Raw genomic sequence first — 15,823 nt, 5'->3', positions numbered from 1 at the left:
CAACGAACGGCCACCAACGAACAGCGGACGGCGAACAGAGACGGAGCACCGCACCACCTACGCTCAACACCATGCACACCCGTCTCACCCTCACCCAGGGCGACATCACCCAGCAGACCGTCGACGCCGTGGTCAACGCCGCCAACTCCTCGCTCCTGGGCGGCGGGGGAGTGGACGGCGCCATCCACCGCCGCGGCGGCCCGGAGATCCTCGCCGAGTGCCGCGCCCTGCGCGCCAGCCGCTACGGCCGTGGCCTGCCCACCGGCCAGGCCGTCGCCACCACCGCCGGCCGACTCCCCGCCCGCTGGGTGATCCACACCGTCGGACCCGTCCACTCCGCCACCGAGGACCGCAGCGACCTCCTGGCCTCCTGCTACGCGCAAGCCCTGCGCACCGCCGCCGAACTCGGCGCCCGCACCGTCGCCTTCCCCGCCATCTCCACCGGCGTCTACCGCTGGCCGATCGCCGACGCCGCCCGCACCGCCGTCGCCACCGTCCGCGCCACCGTCGCCACCACCCCAGAGGCCTTCGACGAGATCCGCTTCGTGGTCTTCGACGACCGTTCCCACGCCGCGTACCAAACGGCCCTGGCCGAGCACTGACCCGCAGCGGGCCGGTGCGGCCCGGAGCGGCCCACCGCGTCCCGGTGCGGCACGGCCCGGAGCGGCCCGCCCGGAGCCGCCCCGAAGGCGACCCGACCCCGGCGGCCACCCGAGAAACCGCCCCGAGCCGGCAACCGGCGTCCAGCCTGATGAGCCGAGGTTCATGTCGGATTTCCGCCAGCCCATCCCACCCGGCTGAGGAATCCTGGAGGACATGCACACCGACACCGAGCGCTGTCTGCGCGCCGTGCAATCCAAGGACGCCCGCTTCGACGGATGGTTCTACACCGCGGTCCTCACCACCGGCATCTACTGCCGGCCCAGCTGCCCGGTAGTGCCCCCCAAGCCCGAGAACATGCGCTTCTACCCCAGCGCCGCCGCCGCCCAACAAGCCGGCTTCCGTGCCTGCAAACGCTGCCGCCCGGACGCCAGCCCCGGCTCCCCGCAGTGGGACGAACGCGCCGACCTGGTCGCCCGCGCCATGCGCCTGATCGGCGACGGAACCGTCGACCGCGAAGGCGTCCCCGGCCTCGCCGCCCGCCTCGGCTACAGCCCCCGCCAGATCGAACGCCAACTACGCGCCGAACTCGGCGCCGGCCCCCTCGCCCTGGCCCGCGCCCAGCGCGCCCAAACCGCCCGACTGCTGATCGAGACCACCTCGCTCCCCATGGCCGAGATCGCCTTCGCCGCCGGATTCGCCAGCATCCGCGCCTTCAACGAAACCGTCCGCGAGGTCTTCGCCCTCTCCCCGACCGAACTCCGCGGCCGCGCCCGCCCCGGCCCCCGCACCGCCGCCCCCGGCACCCTCACCCTGCGGCTCCCCTTCCGCCAGCCGCTCAACCCCGACAACCTCTTCGGACACCTCGCCGCCACCGCCGTCCCCGGCGTCGAGGAATGGCGCGACGGCGCCTACCGCCGCACCCTCGACCTCCCCTACGGACACGGCATCGTCGCCCTCGCGCCCCGCCCCGACCACATCGACTGCCGCCTCGCCCTCACCGACCTCCGCGACCTGGCCGGCGCCATCGCCCGCTGCCGCCGGCTACTCGACCTCGACGCCGACCCCGAAGCCGTCGACGGACTGCTGCGCACCGACCCGCAACTCGCCCCCCTGGTCGACAAGGCCCCCGGCCGCCGAGTGCCGCGCACCACCGACCCCGACGAGTTCGCGGTCCGCGCCGTCCTCGGACAGCAGGTCTCCACCGCCGCCGCCCGCACCCACGCCGGCCGCCTGGTCCGCGCCCACGGCGAACCCGTCGACGACCCCGCCGGCGGCCTCACCCACCTCTTCCCGACCCCCACCGCGCTCGCCGGACTCGATCCGGAAACCCTCGCCATGCCCCGCACCCGCCGCGTCACCCTCACCGGCGTCGTCGCCGCCCTCGCCGCCGGCACCCTCCACCTCGACGTCGGCAGCGACCGGGACGAGGCCCGCGCCCGCCTCGCCGAACTCCCCGGCATCGGCCCCTGGACCGTCGAATGCGTCGCCATGCGCGCCCTCGGCGACCCCGACGCCTTCACCCCCACCGACCTCGGCCTGCGCCGCGCCGCCGCCGGCCTCGGCATGCCCGCCACCCCCGCCGCCCTGATCCGGCACTCCGCCCGCTGGCGCCCCTGGCGCGCCTACGCCGTCCAGTACCTCTGGGCGACCGACGACCACCCCATCAACCACCTCCCCGCGAAGTGAGCCCCACCATGCCCGCACCCAGCACGGCCCCCACCGGCCCCGTCACCCACACCGTCCTCGACGACACCCCCGTGGGCCCGCTCACCCTCGTCGCCGACGGCGACGCCCTCACCGGTCTCTACATGACCGACCAACGCCACCGCCCGCCCGAGGAGAACTTCGGCTCCCCGGCCGACCCCACCGAACCGCCCTTCGCCCGGACCATCACCCAACTCCGCGCCTACTTCCGGGGCGAACTGACCGCCTTCGACCTGCCGCTCGCACTGCACGGCACCCCGTTCCAACGCCGCGTCTGGGCCGCCCTGTGCACCATCCCGTACGGCGAGACCCTCTCCTACGGGCAGCTCGCCGAACGGCTCGGCAACCCGGCCGCCTCCCGCGCCGTCGGCCTGGCCAACGGCCGCAACCCCGTCGGCATCATCGTCCCCTGCCACCGCGTCGTCGGCGCCAACGGCAGCCTCACCGGCTACGGCGGCGGCCTCGACCGCAAGCGCCGCCTCCTCACCTTCGAACGCGCCGCCGACGGCCTCTTCCCCGCGGACACGTGCGTCTGACCCCCGACCGCACCACCCCCCCGGACGGCCCTGACCACTGCCGGGCCGCCCCGCCCGCCCCGGCGGCCCGGGAACTCCCTGAACCCCCCTGGACCCCTGGCCCCTTGACCCCCGGGAACTCCCGGGCGCTCCAAGGCACTCATCAGGTCACGGCGCGGTCCCTGCCGTCCCCGCGTCCGACCCTCACGCGTCGCCCGACGGTGCGAGCCCGCCCAGCAGCGCCCGCACCGTCGCCGCCGCGAACTCCGCCTCGTCCTCCGGCCGCAGCGCACCGGCCGGCGCCTCCCCGTCGAAGAACAGGTCGAGGAACGCCCGGTGGAAGCAGGCCCCGATCAGCAGGTTGGCCGCCGCGTGCGGATCGACCGCCGCCGAGACCCGACCCAGTTCCTGCTCCGCCGCCAGGTACGCCGCCAGCTGCCGGCTCGCGTTGTGCGGCCCGACGGAACCCAGCTCGTCGAGCTTGCGCCGGTGCGTAGCCAGCAGCTCCGGACTGGCGAACAGCGAGGCCGCGATCGGGAACGACCGCCGGTAGAAGCGCACGGCGGCCAGCACCACCTCCGTGAGGTGCCCGGCCGGACCGCGTTCGTCCCCCGCCCGGTCCGGCAGCTCCGCCAGCGCGTCCGCGAGCTGCGGCACCCGCTCGTGCAGCACCTGCACGAAGATCTCTTCCTTGCTCCGGAAGTGCTTGTACAGGGCCGCCTCGGAGCACCCCGCCTCCTTGGCGAGCTGCTTGGTCGTGGTGTGCGCCAATCCCACGCTCGTCATCAGCGCGGCGGCGGCATCAAGGATGCGGGAGCGCGTCAGAGCGCCTCCGGACAGCGGGGCGGCGGCTTCAGGGCTCATGGGGCGACTCTACATTGACAGGTGAGTAAGCACTCACTCACACTAGTGGGTGAGCGCTCACTCACCCTCGTTCTCCCTCGGGGGTGTCCAGGGCAGAACACCGGAGGAGCCATGAGAATCACCGTCGTCGGAGCTTCGGGCGGCATCGGCCGACACCTCGTCAGCCAGGCACTGGCCGACGGGCACGAGGTGACCGCCGCGCTGCGCAGCCCGGCGAAGCTGACCGAGCGTCACCCGCGCCTGACGGTCGTCCGCGCCGACGCGCTCGACGCGACGTCCGTCAAGCCCGCGGTCGAGGGCGCCGACGCGGTCCTCTCCGGCATCGGCCAGGTGGGCCGGCACGATCCACTGCGGCCCGCCTCCACCTCGGCCCGCGCGGTCAGCGAAGCCATGGCGGCGACCGGCGTGCGCCGCCTCCTCGTCGTCAGCGCCGGCCCGCTCAACCGCACCGGCACCGGCCAACCGTTCCTCAGCCACCGCGTCTTCAGCCCGTTGCTCTGGGCGATCCTCAAGGAGCTCTACACCGACCTCGAACGCATGGAGGCGGTACTCCGCGGGACCGACCTCGACTGGACCGTCGTACGCCCGCCCCGCCTGCTCGACAAGCCGGGCACCGGCCGCTACCGCCACGCCGTCGAAGCCGGCCCGGCCGGCAGCTCCGTCCCCCGCGCCGACGTCGCCCGCGCCATGCTCGACCTCGTCCCCGACACCACCACGTACGCACGCGCGGTGGGCGTCAGCAGCTGACCTGCCGCCTGCTGCGGCCGACTGCCAGGCCCCACCTCACCCCCGGGCGCCGCCCCCGCCCCCGCCCCGGCCCCCGCGGCGTGCACGCCCTCCCGGCTACGCCCCTCCCTGCCACCCCTCGCCGTACCGCCGCCCCGCCCCGGAACGCCGTCACACTGAAGCCGCCGCCCCGGAACGCCGTCGCTGAACCCTCCACCCTGTGCCCGGCTCCGACCCTCGGCTCCCCCCCATCCGACCCCATCCGAACGCCTCACGGGTGCCCCACCCCACCGACGCCCCCACCTTCTTCCGCTCCCCGTAGATTCGCCCCCTGTGTAGTCCCCCTCGCCCCGCCCCGTCTCCCTTCCGTCCCCTCCCGACCCCCTCACCCCTCCGCAGCGACCACCTCCCGTACCTCGTCCACCAGGCGTTCGGCCAGAGTGAGGGAGTGGTGCAACTGGGCCTTGGTGCGGCCGAGTTCGCCGAGGACGGTGCTGGCGCGGGTGGCGAAGTCCGGTGGGGTGTGGGGGAGGGTGGCGACGGTGGCCAGAGCTCCCTTTTCGTTGAGGCACCAGATGCGGTGGTGGGCGTGGAGGGCCTGGACGAGGGCGCCGATGGCCCGGGAGAGGCACAGGGAGGCGTGCAGGACGTCCGTGGCGGCGGACGACTTGGCCGCCATCGCCACCGAGAATCTCGCGTCCCACACGGCGGTACCGGTCAGTGCGGCGCGCAGGGGTTCCGGGTACGTGCGGGTCGCGTCCTTGAGGCCGGTCAGCTCCCCGGTGTCGTCGACCAGGACCTGGCCGAGGGCGACTTCGCCCGGATAGGCGGGGGACCAGAAGCCGAGCGGGTGCCCGGCCTGCATGCCGGTTTCGTAGCGGCCGGCGCGACAGTCCTCCCACACCTGCCGCACCCGGTCGACGTCCCGGAAGATCCAGTCCACGTGGCTGCCGTCGGGCAGCACCAGCCACGCGCCGCCGTTCACCCAGGGGCCCCAGGCGCCCGGTGGGTGGATCTCGATGGGGCTGCCGGTCACGTCGGCGGCCAGTGCCTCCAGGGCCGGGAGATCGGGGGTCCCTCGGTAGTAGATCCCCAGATCCCAGTCGGAATCGGGGCGGTTGGTTCCTCGTGCGCGGCTGCCCCCGAGCATGACCCCGATGACGCCCGGCACCCGCGCGATGCGTGCCGCGATCTCTTTCATGGGAATGAGGCTAGGCGGCGGGCGGGTGGCAGGAATCAACCCACGGTTCTCACACCGGGGTATGAGGCGCTCGGCGAAAGGCCGTCCTCCCGTGCTGAGAGCGGCGCTCCTCCCGCGATGCGAGCCCTGCTCCTGCGCTCCTCCGGCGTCCCGGCCCTTCATCGGGTTCTCTGGTCGAGCGTTGCCACACACCGGCACAGGCACCGGCACCAGCACAGGCACCGGCACCGAAGTCCGTCCGGCCGTCGGGATCGACCCCCTCCGGGACGCGCGGACCAGGGCGGGCCCGTGGGTACGGCAGCACCACGGCGCGGGCCACCGCCCCGCGGTGCTCGCACGCCGCCGGTGGGAGCGTCCCGCGCGCGGAGAGGCCAGGGAGGCCGGAGAGGCCGGGGAGGTCAGGCCGGCGGCAGGCCGTCTTCGAGTTCCAGGGGGCCGTGGCCGTGTTCCAGGGCGTCCAGGGCGCCGCGGACCCGCAGGCGCAGGTCGTCGGCCAGCAGTGTCGTGGCCTCGTCCCAGTGGACCAGGCGCCAGGACAGCAGTTCCTCCTCCTGGAGCCGGATGGCGGCGAACTGGTCCGCGTCCAGCACCCCGCCGTCGAAGAGGTAGCAGACCAGCGGTGGCCGCGTCGCGCTGCGGACCCAGTCGACGGCGAGCAGCCGGCCGAGTTCCACGTCCAAGCCGATCTCCTCGACGGTTTCGCGGCGGGCGGCCTGGCGGGGCGATTCTCCGGTGTCCGACTCGATGGTGCCGCCGGGCAGGACCCAGGTGTCGCGGTAGTTGGGCTCCACGAGCAGGAGGCGGCCCTCGGCGTCGCGGAAGAGCGCCGCCGCGCCCGCGAGGACGCGGGGCAGGCCGGCGATGTAGGTGGCGTAGTCGTCGTCCGTGGTCGTCACGGCGGTGAGCCTAGGGGGTGGTCGGCTTGCGGGAGAAGCGAGGGCCAGAGGTGGGAGGGGGTGCGGACGCGCCGGTGATCTTGGTCGGCTCTGTTCGCCGGGGCGTCGGGCGGATAAGGTCTCAACGGCGCGACTGCCAGTTCGAAAGCAAGGGGAAACACGGTGGCGGACGCAGCAAGGACAAACACAGCACACGTGCTGATCGCCGCGGACAAGTTCAAGGGCTCGCTCACGGCCGTCGAGGTCGCCGAGCACGTCACGACCGGGCTGCGGCGCGTGGTCCCCGAGCTGGACGTGGCGGCGGTGCCGGTCGCGGACGGCGGCGACGGGACGACCGCGGCGGCCCTCGCGGCCGGTTTCACCCGCCACGAGGCGCGGGTCACCGGGCCCACCGGCGAGCCGGTGACGGCCACCTTCGCGCTGCGCGAGGACGGTACGGCGGTGGTCGAGATGGCCGAGGCATCCGGTCTCCAGCACCTCCCGAAGGGCGTCTTCGCACCGCTCACGGCCACCACGTACGGCACCGGTGAGCTGCTGCTCGCCGCGCTGGACGCGGGGGCGACCTCGATCGTCTTCGGGGTGGGCGGCAGCGCCACGACGGACGGCGGCGCGGGCATGCTGGCGGCGCTGGGCGCCCGGTTCCTGGACGCCGACGGGGCGCCGGTCGGTCCGGGCGGCGGCGGGCTGCGCGACCTCGCCACGGCCGACCTGTCGGGGCTCGACCCGCGGCTGGCCCGTACGGAGATCGTGCTCGCCAGTGACGTCGACAATCCGCTGACCGGCCCCAAGGGCGCGCCGGCGGTCTACGGCCCCCAGAAGGGCGCGAGCCCCGAGGACGTCGCTGTCCTGGACGGTGCGCTGGCGCACTTCGCCGAGGTACTGGAGCGCGTCGTCGGCGCCAAGGCCGCCGCGCACGCGCTGGCGCCTGGTGCCGGGGCCGCGGGCGGCATCGGCTACGGCGCGCTGGTCGGGCTGGACGCCGCGTTCCGGCCGGGCATCGACGTGATGCTGGACGTGCTGGGCTTCGCGCCGGCGCTGGCCCGGGCCACGTTCGTGATCACCGGTGAGGGGTCGCTGGACGAGCAGACCCTGCACGGCAAGGCGCCGGCCGGGGTGGCCGCGGCGGCGCGGGCGGCGGGCATCGACGTGGTCGCGGTCTGCGGGCGGCTCCAGCTGTCCCAGGAGGCGCTGTCCGCGGCCGGTATCCAGCGCGCGTACGCCCTGACGGACCTGGAGTCGGATCCGGCGCGCTGCATGGCCGAGGCGGGTCCGCTGCTGGAGCGGTCCGCGGAGCTGCTGGCGCGGGACTTCCTGGTCTGAGCCGGCTCCCGCGGCGGGCCTCGTCAGCCACCGACGAGGCCCGGGTCCCGGGACCGCACGGGGCCCCGCCTCCTAGGGCAGGCCCCACCTGCCGCGCCTCGTACGAGGGGCGCGCCACGCGAAGAGGCCCCGAGCGGAACGTTCCGCTCGGGGCCTCTCGGCGTTCTCGGTGGGTGCCGCCGGGGCGGCCCGCCGTCAGGGCTGGTGCGCTGCGTGCGACTCGGCACGCGACTCGCGGCGGTTGTCGCGGAAGGTGTTGACCCTCCGGGCCGTCGCGAAGACCGGGATCATGGCGCCCAGCACGATCTGCAGGGAGCAGCCGGTCTGGAGGAGCAGCTGGCCGCCGGGGGCGTCCAGGGCCCAGGCGGCGAGCATGCCCATGCTGAGCACGATCCAGCTGAGCATGGCCACCGCGAGCCGGCCGCGCGGCTTGGGGTACTCGACCCGGCTCACCATCAGCCAGGCCACCCCGATGATCGCCAGCAGGGTCGGCAGGAACGGCAGCTCCAGCAGCACGATGGCGACGACGGTCAAGGCGCCGAACGGGCTCGGCATCCCCTGGAAGATGCCGTCACGGATCGTGACGCAGGAGAAGCGGGCGAGGCGCAGCACGACCGCCAGGAGGACGACGACCGCCGCTACGACCGACACCTTCTGGTGCGCGTCCTGGGCGACCATGCCCCAGGTCACGACGAAGTAGGCGGGCGCCAACCCGAAGCTGATGAGGTCCGACAGGTTGTCGAGTTCGGCCCCCATCGCCGAGGCCCGCAGCTTGCGCGCCACCAGCCCGTCGAAGAGGTCGAAGATCGACGCCAGGAGCATCAGGATCACGGCCATTGCCGCGCTGTGCCGCGCCATCCCGCCGTCCTCGGTGCCCGTCAGGTGCGGGATGAGGACGCCGGTGGTGGTGAAGTACACGGCCATGAAGCCGCAGATGGCGTTGCCGAGCGTGAGGGTGTCCGCTATTGACAACCGCGTGGACAGCGGCATGTCATCGTCGTCCCCGTCGTTCTCCGGCGCCCAGCCCGCCTGGGTCTCGGGATCAATCACGGTCAAGGCGAGTCACCCCCGCGGTCGTGGTCTGACCGACCTCGACGGCCGGCTCGATGCCCTCCGGAAGGTAGACGTCCACCCGCGAGCCGAAGCGGATCAGTCCGATGCGCTCGCCCTGCTCGACCTTGGTGCCCTGGGGCATGTAAGGCACGATGCGGCGGGCGACCGCGCCGGCGATCTGCACCATCTCGATGTCGCCGAGTTCGGTGTCGAAGTGCCAGACGACCCGCTCGTTGTTCTCGCTCTCCTTGTTGAACGCGGGAACGAATCCGCCGGGGATGTGTTCCACGGACGTCACCGTGCCGGCCAGCGGCGCACGGTTGACGTGGACGTTCAGCGGGCTCATGAAGATCGCGACGCGGGTGCGCCCGTCCTTCCACGGCATGATGCTCTGCACCACGCCGTCGGCCGGAGAGATGACGCGCCCCTGCGCGATCTCTCGCTCCGGGTCGCGGAAGAACCACAGCATGCCCGCCGCGAGTGCGGTGGTGGGCACGGCGACGGCGGCCCAGCGTCCCGAGCGACGGGACCGGGCCAGGCTGACCGCTGCCGTTGCCACGGTCGGGAGGAGCCACGGCGATGCTCCGCGCGCGAGGCGGACGCGACCGCGTTGTGCAGAGGATTGGCTGTGGGGCATGGATGACCTTCGTAGCGGAGGATGCCGCGTATGGATACGGGGGACGGCGGCTTTCCTGGGATGCTATCGGTTGCGAGCGGCAACTGGCCAAGAGCCAGAGCCAATCCGTGGCCGAAGAACGATGACACGGTGTGATCTTTATCTAGCGGAAAACGACCCAAACGGGACGTTCAGCCCTGGATTCGGTACTCCTCAAGTAGCCGTCGCCCGATGATCATTTTCTGGATCTCGGCCGTACCCTCGCCGATCAGGAGCATCGGGGCCTCCCGGTAGAGGCGCTCGATCTCGTACTCCTTGGAGAAGCCGTAGCCGCCGTGGATGCGGAAGGAGTCCTCGACCACCTCCTTGCAGTACTCGGAGGCGAGGTACTTGGCCATGCCCGCCTCAAGGTCGTTTCGTTGCCCCGAGTCCTTTTTGCGTGCGGCATTAACCATCATGGCATGCGCGGCCTCCACCTTTGTCGCCATTTCAGCGAGTTTGAACTGAATTGCCTGATGCTGGGCAATCGGCTTGCCGAAGGTGTGTCGCTGCTGTGCGTACGACACGCCGAGCTCGAAGGCGCGCTGGGCGACTCCGCAGCCACGCGCAGCCACATTGACCCGGCCCACCTCGACGCCGTCCATCATGTGATAGAAGCCACGTCCGGTCTCGCCGCCGAGAACCCGGTCCGCCGGAATGCGGAGCCCGTCCATGATCAGTTCAGTGGTGTCGACGCCCTTGTAGCCCATTTTCTCGATCTTGCCGGGAATGGTCAGGCCCGGTCGGACCTCGCCGAAGCCCGCCTCCTTCTCCACCAGGAAGGTCGTCATCGACTTGTGCGGGGCGGTGCCTTCCGGATGTCCCTCGTCCGTTCGGCACAAAACCGCCACGAGGGTGGAGGAGCCACCGTTGGTGAGCCACATCTTCTGGCCGTTGAGGACGAAGTCCGCACCGTCCCGCACGCCCTTGGAGGAAATGGCCGACACGTCGGAACCGAGGGCCGGCTCCGACATCGAGAAGGCGCCCCGGATCTCACCCGCCGCCATCTTCGGAAGGAAATGGTCCTTCTGCTCCTGCGTGCCGTGCTGCTTGAGCATGTACGCCACGATGAAGTGGGTGTTGATGATGCCGGAGACGCTCATCCAGCCGCGGGCGATCTCCTCGACCGTCAGCGCGTAGGTGAGCAACGACTCGCCGAGGCCGTCGTACTCCTCGGGGATCATCAGGCCGAACACGCCGAGTTCCTTCAGTCCCTCGACGATCTGCGTCGGGTACTCGTCGCGGTGCTCCAGCTCCGTGGCGACCGGAATGATCTCCTTGTCCACGAATTCGCGGACGGTGGAGAGGATTTCCCGCTGGATGTCGTTCAGACCCTCGGTCCGTGCCAGGCGTGCCATCCGGTCACTTCTCCTTCCGGGCCACGGGGGCCTTGAGCTCGGGGCGGCCGGGCTGCTCGCCGCCGCGCTCCTCGATGTAGGTGGCGGTGGGCACCATCACCTTGCGCCTGAAGACGCAGACCAGGGTGCCGTCCTGCTTGTAGCCCTTGGTCTCGACGTAAACGATGCCGCGGTCGGACTTGGACTTCGACGGCGTCTTGTCCAGCACCGTGGTCTCGCCGTAAAGCGTGTCGCCGTGGAACGTGGGCGCCACGTGCTTCAGCGATTCGATCTCCAGATTGGCAATGGCCTTTCCGGAGACGTCCGGCACCGACATGCCCAGCAGGAGGGAGTAGACGTAATTGCCGACGACCACGTTCTTTCCGAAATCGGTGGTCCGCTCGGCGTAATTGCTGTCCATGTGCAGCGGGTGGTGGTTCATGGTCAGCAGGCAGAACAGGTGGTCGTCGTATTCGGTCACCGTCTTGCCCGGCCAGTGCTTGTAGACGTCGCCGACGGTGAACTCTTCGTAGGTGCGGCCGAACTGCATCGCGCTCATGCCTCCGGGGCTTCGAAAGTGGATGTGCGGGCCATGCCGGCGGCCCGGCCCTTTCCGGCGATGACCAGCGCCATTTTGCGGCTCGCCTCGTCGATCATTTCGTCGCCGAGCATCGCCGAGCCCTTCTTCCCGCCCGCCTCGGACGTACACCACTCGTACGCGTCCAGGATCAGTTCGGCGTGGTCGTAGTCCTCCTGGGACGGCGAGAAGACCTCGTTGGCCGCCTCGACCTGACCCGGGTGCAGCACCCATTTGCCGTCGAAGCCCAGCGCGGCCGCCCGGCCGGCCACCGCGCGGAACCCGTCGACGTCCTTGATCTGGAGGTAAGGGCCGTCGATGGCCTGGAGGTTGTGGGTGCGGGCCGCCATCAGGATGCGCATCAGGATGTAGTGGTAGGCGTCCGCCGGGTAGCCGGGCGGCTGCTCGCCGACCACCAGGGACTTCATGTTGAGGGACGCCATGAAGTCCGCCGGACCGAAGACGACGGTCTCCAGGCGCGGCGACGCGCCGGCGATCGCGTCGACGTTGACGAGGCCCTTGGCGTTCTCGATCTGCGCCTCGATGCCGATCCGGCCGACCTCAAGACCCATGGTCTTCTCGATCTGCGTCAGCAGCAGGTCCAACGCGGTCACCTGCGCGGCGTCCTGCACCTTCGGCAGCATGATGCAGTCGAGGTTCGCGCCGGCACCCTCGACGACGGTGACGACGTCCCGGTAAGTCCACTCGGTGGTCCAGTCGTTGACCCGCACCACCCGCGTCTTGCCGGTCCAGTCACCCTCGTTGAGGAACGTGACGATGGTGTGCCGGGCCGCCGGCTTGGCCAGCGGCGCGCAGGCGTCCTCCAGGTCCAGGAAGACCTGGTCGGCGGCGAGGCCCTGAGCCTTCTCCAGGAAGCGGGGGTTGCTGCCGGGCACCGCCAGACACGAACGGCGCGGACGCAGACGCTGAACGGGGGGCGTCATGCGAGGACCTCCAGGGGGTCGAGTCGGTTCGCTGTGCGGATCTCGTCGACGATACGGCCGATGATCTCCGTGATCCCGAAGTCCTTCGGGGTGAAGACGGCGGCGACACCCGCTTCGCGCAGCGCCGCGGCGTCCGCCGACGGGATGATGCCGCCCACGATGACCGGCAGGTCACCGGCGCCGGCGCGACGCAGCCGGTCCAAGACGTCCGGCACCAGCGCGGCGTGCGACCCCGACAGGATCGACAGCCCCACGCAGTGCACGTCCTCGGCGACCGCCGCCGCCACGATCTGCTCCGGCGTGAGCCGGATGCCCTGGTAGACGACCTCGAAGCCGGCGTCCCTGGCGCGCACCGCGATCTGCTCGGCGCCGTTGCTGTGCCCGTCCAGGCCGGGCTTGCCGACCAGCAGCCGCAGCCGGCCGCCACCGAGGTCCGCCGCCGTCTTGGCGACCTTCTCGCGGACCGCCGCCAGCGTCGAACCGGCCTCCGCGGTCACCGCCACCGGCGCCCCGGAGACCCCGGTCGGGGCCCGGAACTCGCCGAAGACGTCCCGCAGCGCCCAGGCCCACTCCCCGGTCGTCACGCCGGCGCGGGCGCACTCCAGCGTCGCCGGGAAGAGGTTGGTGTCGCCCGCCGCGGCCTTCTTCAGGGCCGAGAGCGACTCCTGGGCCCGCAGCTCGTCGCGGTCGTCCCGCCAGCGGTGCAGGGCCCGCACGACGCCCGCCTCGTTGGCCGGGTCCACCGTCATGATCGCGGTGTCCAGGTCGGCGGTGAGCGGGTTGGTCTCGGTGCCCTCGAAGCAGTTGACGCCGACGATCTTCTCGTCGCCGGACTCGATGCGGGCCCGACGCTCGGCGTGCGCCGACACCAACTGCGACTTCAGGTAGCCGGACTCCACGGCCGCCATCGCGCCGCCCATCTCCTGGATCCGGTCGATCTCCGCCAGGCAGTCGGTCACCAGGGCGTCCACCTTGGCCTCGACGACGTGCGACCCGGCGAAGAGGTCCTCGTACTCCAGCAGGTCCGACTCGTGCGCGAGGACCTGCTGGATGCGCAGCGACCACTGCTGGTCCCAGGGCCGCGGCAGCCCCAACGCCTCGTTCCAGGCCGGGAGTTGGACGGCGCGGGCGCGGGCGTCCTTGGAGAGCGTGACGGCCAGCATCTCCAGGACGATGCGCTGGACGTTGTTCTCCGGCTGCGCCTCGGTCAGCCCCAGGGAGTTGACCTGCACGCCGTAGCGGAAGCGGCGTTGCTTGGGGTCCTCGATGCCGTAGCGCTCCCGGGTGATCCGGTCCCAGAGGCGCCCGAAGGCGCGCATCTTGCACATCTCCTCGACGAAGCGGACGCCCGCGTTCACGAAGAACGAGATCCGGGCGACCACGTCGCCGCGCCGCTCCTCGGGCACCTGGCCGGAGGCGAACACCGCGTCCAGTACGGCGATCGCCGTGGACATCGCGTACGAGATCTCCTGGATCGGCGTGGCGCCCGCCTCCTGCAGGTGGTAACTGCAGATGTTGATCGGGTTCCACTTGGGGAGGTGGTTGACCGTGTACGTGATCATGTCGGTGGTCAGCCGCAGCGACGGACCGGGCGGGAAGACGTGCGTCCCGCGGGAGAGGTACTCCTTGACGATGTCGTTCTGCGTGGTGCCGGAGAGCCGGGTGAGGTCGGCGCCCTGCTCCTCGGCGACCACCTGGTAGAGCGCCAGCAGCCACATGGCGGTGGCGTTGATCGTCATCGAGGTGTTCATCTGCTCCAGCGGGATGTCCTGGAACAGGCGCCGCATGTCACCCAGGTGGGACACCGGGACCCCGACCCGACCGACCTCGCCGCGGGCCAGGACGTGGTCGGGGTCGTATCCGGTCTGCGTCGGGAGGTCGAACGCGACCGACAGGCCCGTCTGGCCCTTGGCGAGGTTGCGCCGGTACAGCTCGTTGGACGCCTCGGCGGTGGAGTGCCCGGCGTACGTCCGCATCAGCCACGGACGATCCTTCTGACGCTCAGTCATGTGATCCCGGTCCTCAGGCGTTCCGGTCGGGGGTGCCGGTCCGCTGCGCCGGCGCGTCGTCACGGAACAGGTTGATCGCGTCGATGTGCCGGGCGCGCTTGGCCTCGTCGCGCACGCCCATGCCCTCCTCGGGAGCCAGGCACAGCACACCGACCTTGCCCTGGTGGATGTTGCGGTGCACGTCGTGGGCGGCCTGGCCGGTGTCCTCCAGCCGGTACGTCTTCGACAGGGTCGGATGGATCTTGCCCTTGGCGATCAGCCGGTTGGCCTCCCACGCCTCCCGGTAGTTGGCGAAGTGCGAGCCGACGATCCGCTTCAGCGACATCCACAGGTAACGGTTGTCGTACTCGTGCTGGTATCCGGAGGTCGAGGCGCAGGTGACGATGGTGCCGCCCTTACGGGTGACGTACACCGAGGCGCCGAAGGTCTCCCGACCGGGGTGCTCGAAGACGATGTCCACGTCCTCGCCGCCGGTCAGCTCGCGGATGCGCTTGCCGAAGCGCTTCCACTCCCTGGGGTCCTGGTTGTGCTCGTCCTGCCAGAACCTGTAGCCCTCGGCGTTGCGGTCGATGATCGCCTCGGCGCCCATCTTCCGGCAGATCTCCGCCTTCTGGTCGCTGGAGACCACGCAGATCGGGTTGGCGCCGCCGGCCAGCGCGAACTGGGTGGCGTACGAGCCGAGGCCGCCGCTGGCGCCCCAGATCAGGACGTTGTCGCCCTGCTTCATCGCCGCGCCGTTCTGCGAGACCAGCTGCCGGTACGCGGTCGAGTTGACCAGGCCCGGCGCCGCCGCCTCCTCCCAGCTCAGGTGCCGCGGCTTGGGCATCAGCTGGTTGGACTTGACCAGCGCGATCTCCGCCAGGCCGCCGAAGTTGGTCTCGAAGCCCCAGATCCGCTGCTCGGGGTCGAGCATCGTGTCGTTGTGGCCGTCGGAGGACTCCAGCTCGACGGAGAGGCAGTGCGCGACGACCTCGTCGCCGGGGTGCCAGGCGTTGACGCCGGGGCCGGTGCGCAGCACCACGCCGGCCAGGTCCGAGCCGATGACGTGGTACGGCAGGTCGTGGCGCTTGGCGAGCGGCGAGAGCCGCCCGTAGCGCTCCAGGAAGCCGAACGTCGACATCGGCTCGAAGATCGAGGTCCAGACCGAGTTGTAGTTCACCGACGAGGCCATGACGGCCACCAGCGCCTCGCCCGGCCCGAGTTCGGGCACCGGCACGTCCTCGACGTGCAGCGACTTGCGGGGGTCCTTCTCGCGGGTGGACAGGCCGGCGAACATGTCGACCTCGTCCTTGTGCACGGTGACCGCGCGGTACGACTCGGGGAGGGGAAGGGCGGCGAAGTCTTCGCGCGTACTGTCCGGCGCGAGGATCGCATCGAGTATCTGGTTCACGGTATGCCTCCGGCGAAGCACGTATGGAA

The 15,823-nt window shown here is 71.3% G+C and carries 15 protein-coding genes; 5 read left to right on the top strand and 10 right to left on the bottom strand.

Features of this window, described 5'->3' with window-relative positions; translation table 11 throughout:
• Positions 1-71: 71 nt before the first annotated feature.
• The 3 genes from ABD385_RS03725 to ABD385_RS03715 all read left to right on the top strand — a co-directional run bounded on the left by ABD385_RS03725 (position 72) and on the right by ABD385_RS03715 (position 2,843).
• A complete protein-coding gene (locus tag ABD385_RS03725) occupies positions 72-602 on the top strand; it encodes an O-acetyl-ADP-ribose deacetylase (protein ID WP_344573420.1) in 531 nt (176 codons plus the stop codon).
• A gap of 214 nt (positions 603-816) precedes the next feature.
• Positions 817-2,289, top strand: a complete 1,473-nt coding sequence (locus tag ABD385_RS03720; RefSeq protein ID WP_344573419.1) for an AlkA N-terminal domain-containing protein — start codon at positions 817-819, stop codon at positions 2,287-2,289.
• 8 nt (positions 2,290-2,297) lie between these two features.
• On the top strand, positions 2,298-2,843 hold the full coding sequence (locus tag ABD385_RS03715) for a methylated-DNA--[protein]-cysteine S-methyltransferase (RefSeq protein WP_344573418.1): 546 nt from the start codon (positions 2,298-2,300) through the stop codon (positions 2,841-2,843).
• 183 nt (positions 2,844-3,026) lie between these two features.
• Here the strand turns inward: ABD385_RS03715 and ABD385_RS03710 are convergent, their stop codons facing one another.
• Positions 3,027-3,686, bottom strand: coding sequence for a TetR/AcrR family transcriptional regulator (locus ABD385_RS03710; protein WP_344573417.1), 660 nt, complete (start codon positions 3,684-3,686; stop codon positions 3,027-3,029).
• Between the two features lie 111 nt (positions 3,687-3,797).
• Here ABD385_RS03710 and ABD385_RS03705 point away from each other — a divergent pair, with 111 nt between their 5' ends.
• Positions 3,798-4,433: an NAD(P)-dependent oxidoreductase gene (locus ABD385_RS03705; protein WP_344573416.1), complete on the top strand. Its 636-nt coding sequence runs from the start codon at positions 3,798-3,800 to the stop codon at positions 4,431-4,433.
• Between the two features lie 364 nt (positions 4,434-4,797).
• Here the strand turns inward: ABD385_RS03705 and ABD385_RS03700 are convergent, their stop codons facing one another.
• Entirely contained in the window at positions 4,798-5,613 is an 816-nt protein-coding gene (locus ABD385_RS03700) for a nucleotidyltransferase domain-containing protein (RefSeq protein ID WP_344573415.1), read from the bottom strand.
• 398 nt (positions 5,614-6,011) lie between these two features.
• On the bottom strand, positions 6,012-6,509 hold the full coding sequence (locus ABD385_RS03695; RefSeq protein WP_344573414.1) for an NUDIX domain-containing protein: 498 nt from the start codon (positions 6,507-6,509) through the stop codon (positions 6,012-6,014).
• A gap of 195 nt (positions 6,510-6,704) precedes the next feature.
• Between ABD385_RS03695 and ABD385_RS03690 the strand changes: the two genes are divergently transcribed.
• Positions 6,705-7,829 carry a glycerate kinase gene (locus ABD385_RS03690; protein ID WP_344573413.1) on the top strand — a complete coding sequence of 375 codons (1,125 nt, stop codon included), beginning with the start codon at positions 6,705-6,707 and terminating at the stop codon, positions 7,827-7,829.
• Between the two features lie 195 nt (positions 7,830-8,024).
• On the opposite strand, the gene pssA is transcribed toward ABD385_RS03690, so the two are convergent.
• The 7 genes from pssA to ccrA all read right to left on the bottom strand — a co-directional run bounded on the left by pssA (position 8,025) and on the right by ccrA (position 15,794).
• Positions 8,025-8,885 (bottom strand): CDP-diacylglycerol--serine O-phosphatidyltransferase, encoded by an 861-nt coding sequence (pssA, locus tag ABD385_RS03685; protein WP_016573360.1) that lies wholly within the window; start codon positions 8,883-8,885, stop codon positions 8,025-8,027.
• Positions 8,872-9,519: a phosphatidylserine decarboxylase gene (locus ABD385_RS03680; protein WP_344573408.1), complete on the bottom strand. Its 648-nt coding sequence runs from the start codon at positions 9,517-9,519 to the stop codon at positions 8,872-8,874. The genes pssA and ABD385_RS03680 overlap by 14 nt, the downstream gene beginning before the upstream one ends.
• 170 nt (positions 9,520-9,689) lie before the next feature.
• A complete protein-coding gene (locus ABD385_RS03675; RefSeq protein WP_344573407.1) occupies positions 9,690-10,895 on the bottom strand; it encodes an acyl-CoA dehydrogenase family protein in 1,206 nt (401 codons plus the stop codon).
• Between the two features lie 4 nt (positions 10,896-10,899).
• Entirely contained in the window at positions 10,900-11,424 is a 525-nt protein-coding gene (locus ABD385_RS03670; protein ID WP_344573514.1) for a MaoC family dehydratase, read from the bottom strand.
• A 5-nt stretch (positions 11,425-11,429) separates the two neighbouring features.
• A complete protein-coding gene (locus tag ABD385_RS03665; RefSeq protein WP_344573406.1) occupies positions 11,430-12,395 on the bottom strand; it encodes an HpcH/HpaI aldolase/citrate lyase family protein in 966 nt (321 codons plus the stop codon).
• The gene (locus ABD385_RS03660; RefSeq protein WP_344573405.1) at positions 12,392-14,404 is read right to left on the bottom strand and encodes a protein meaA; all 2,013 of its coding nucleotides are present in this window, start codon (positions 14,402-14,404) and stop codon (positions 12,392-12,394) included. Before ABD385_RS03660 ends, ABD385_RS03665 begins: the two co-directional genes overlap by 4 nt.
• Before the next feature lie 13 nt (positions 14,405-14,417).
• The gene (gene ccrA, locus ABD385_RS03655) at positions 14,418-15,794 is read right to left on the bottom strand and encodes a crotonyl-CoA carboxylase/reductase (protein ID WP_344573404.1); all 1,377 of its coding nucleotides are present in this window, start codon (positions 15,792-15,794) and stop codon (positions 14,418-14,420) included.
• Positions 15,795-15,823: the final 29 nt, after the last annotated feature.

Source organism: Streptomyces lunalinharesii (assembly GCF_039532155.1).
Classification (GTDB): Bacteria; Actinomycetota; Actinomycetes; order Streptomycetales; family Streptomycetaceae; genus Streptomyces; species Streptomyces lunalinharesii.
Note: the sequence above shows the minus strand (reverse complement) of the source record. Positions and strands in the feature narration are given on the sequence as shown.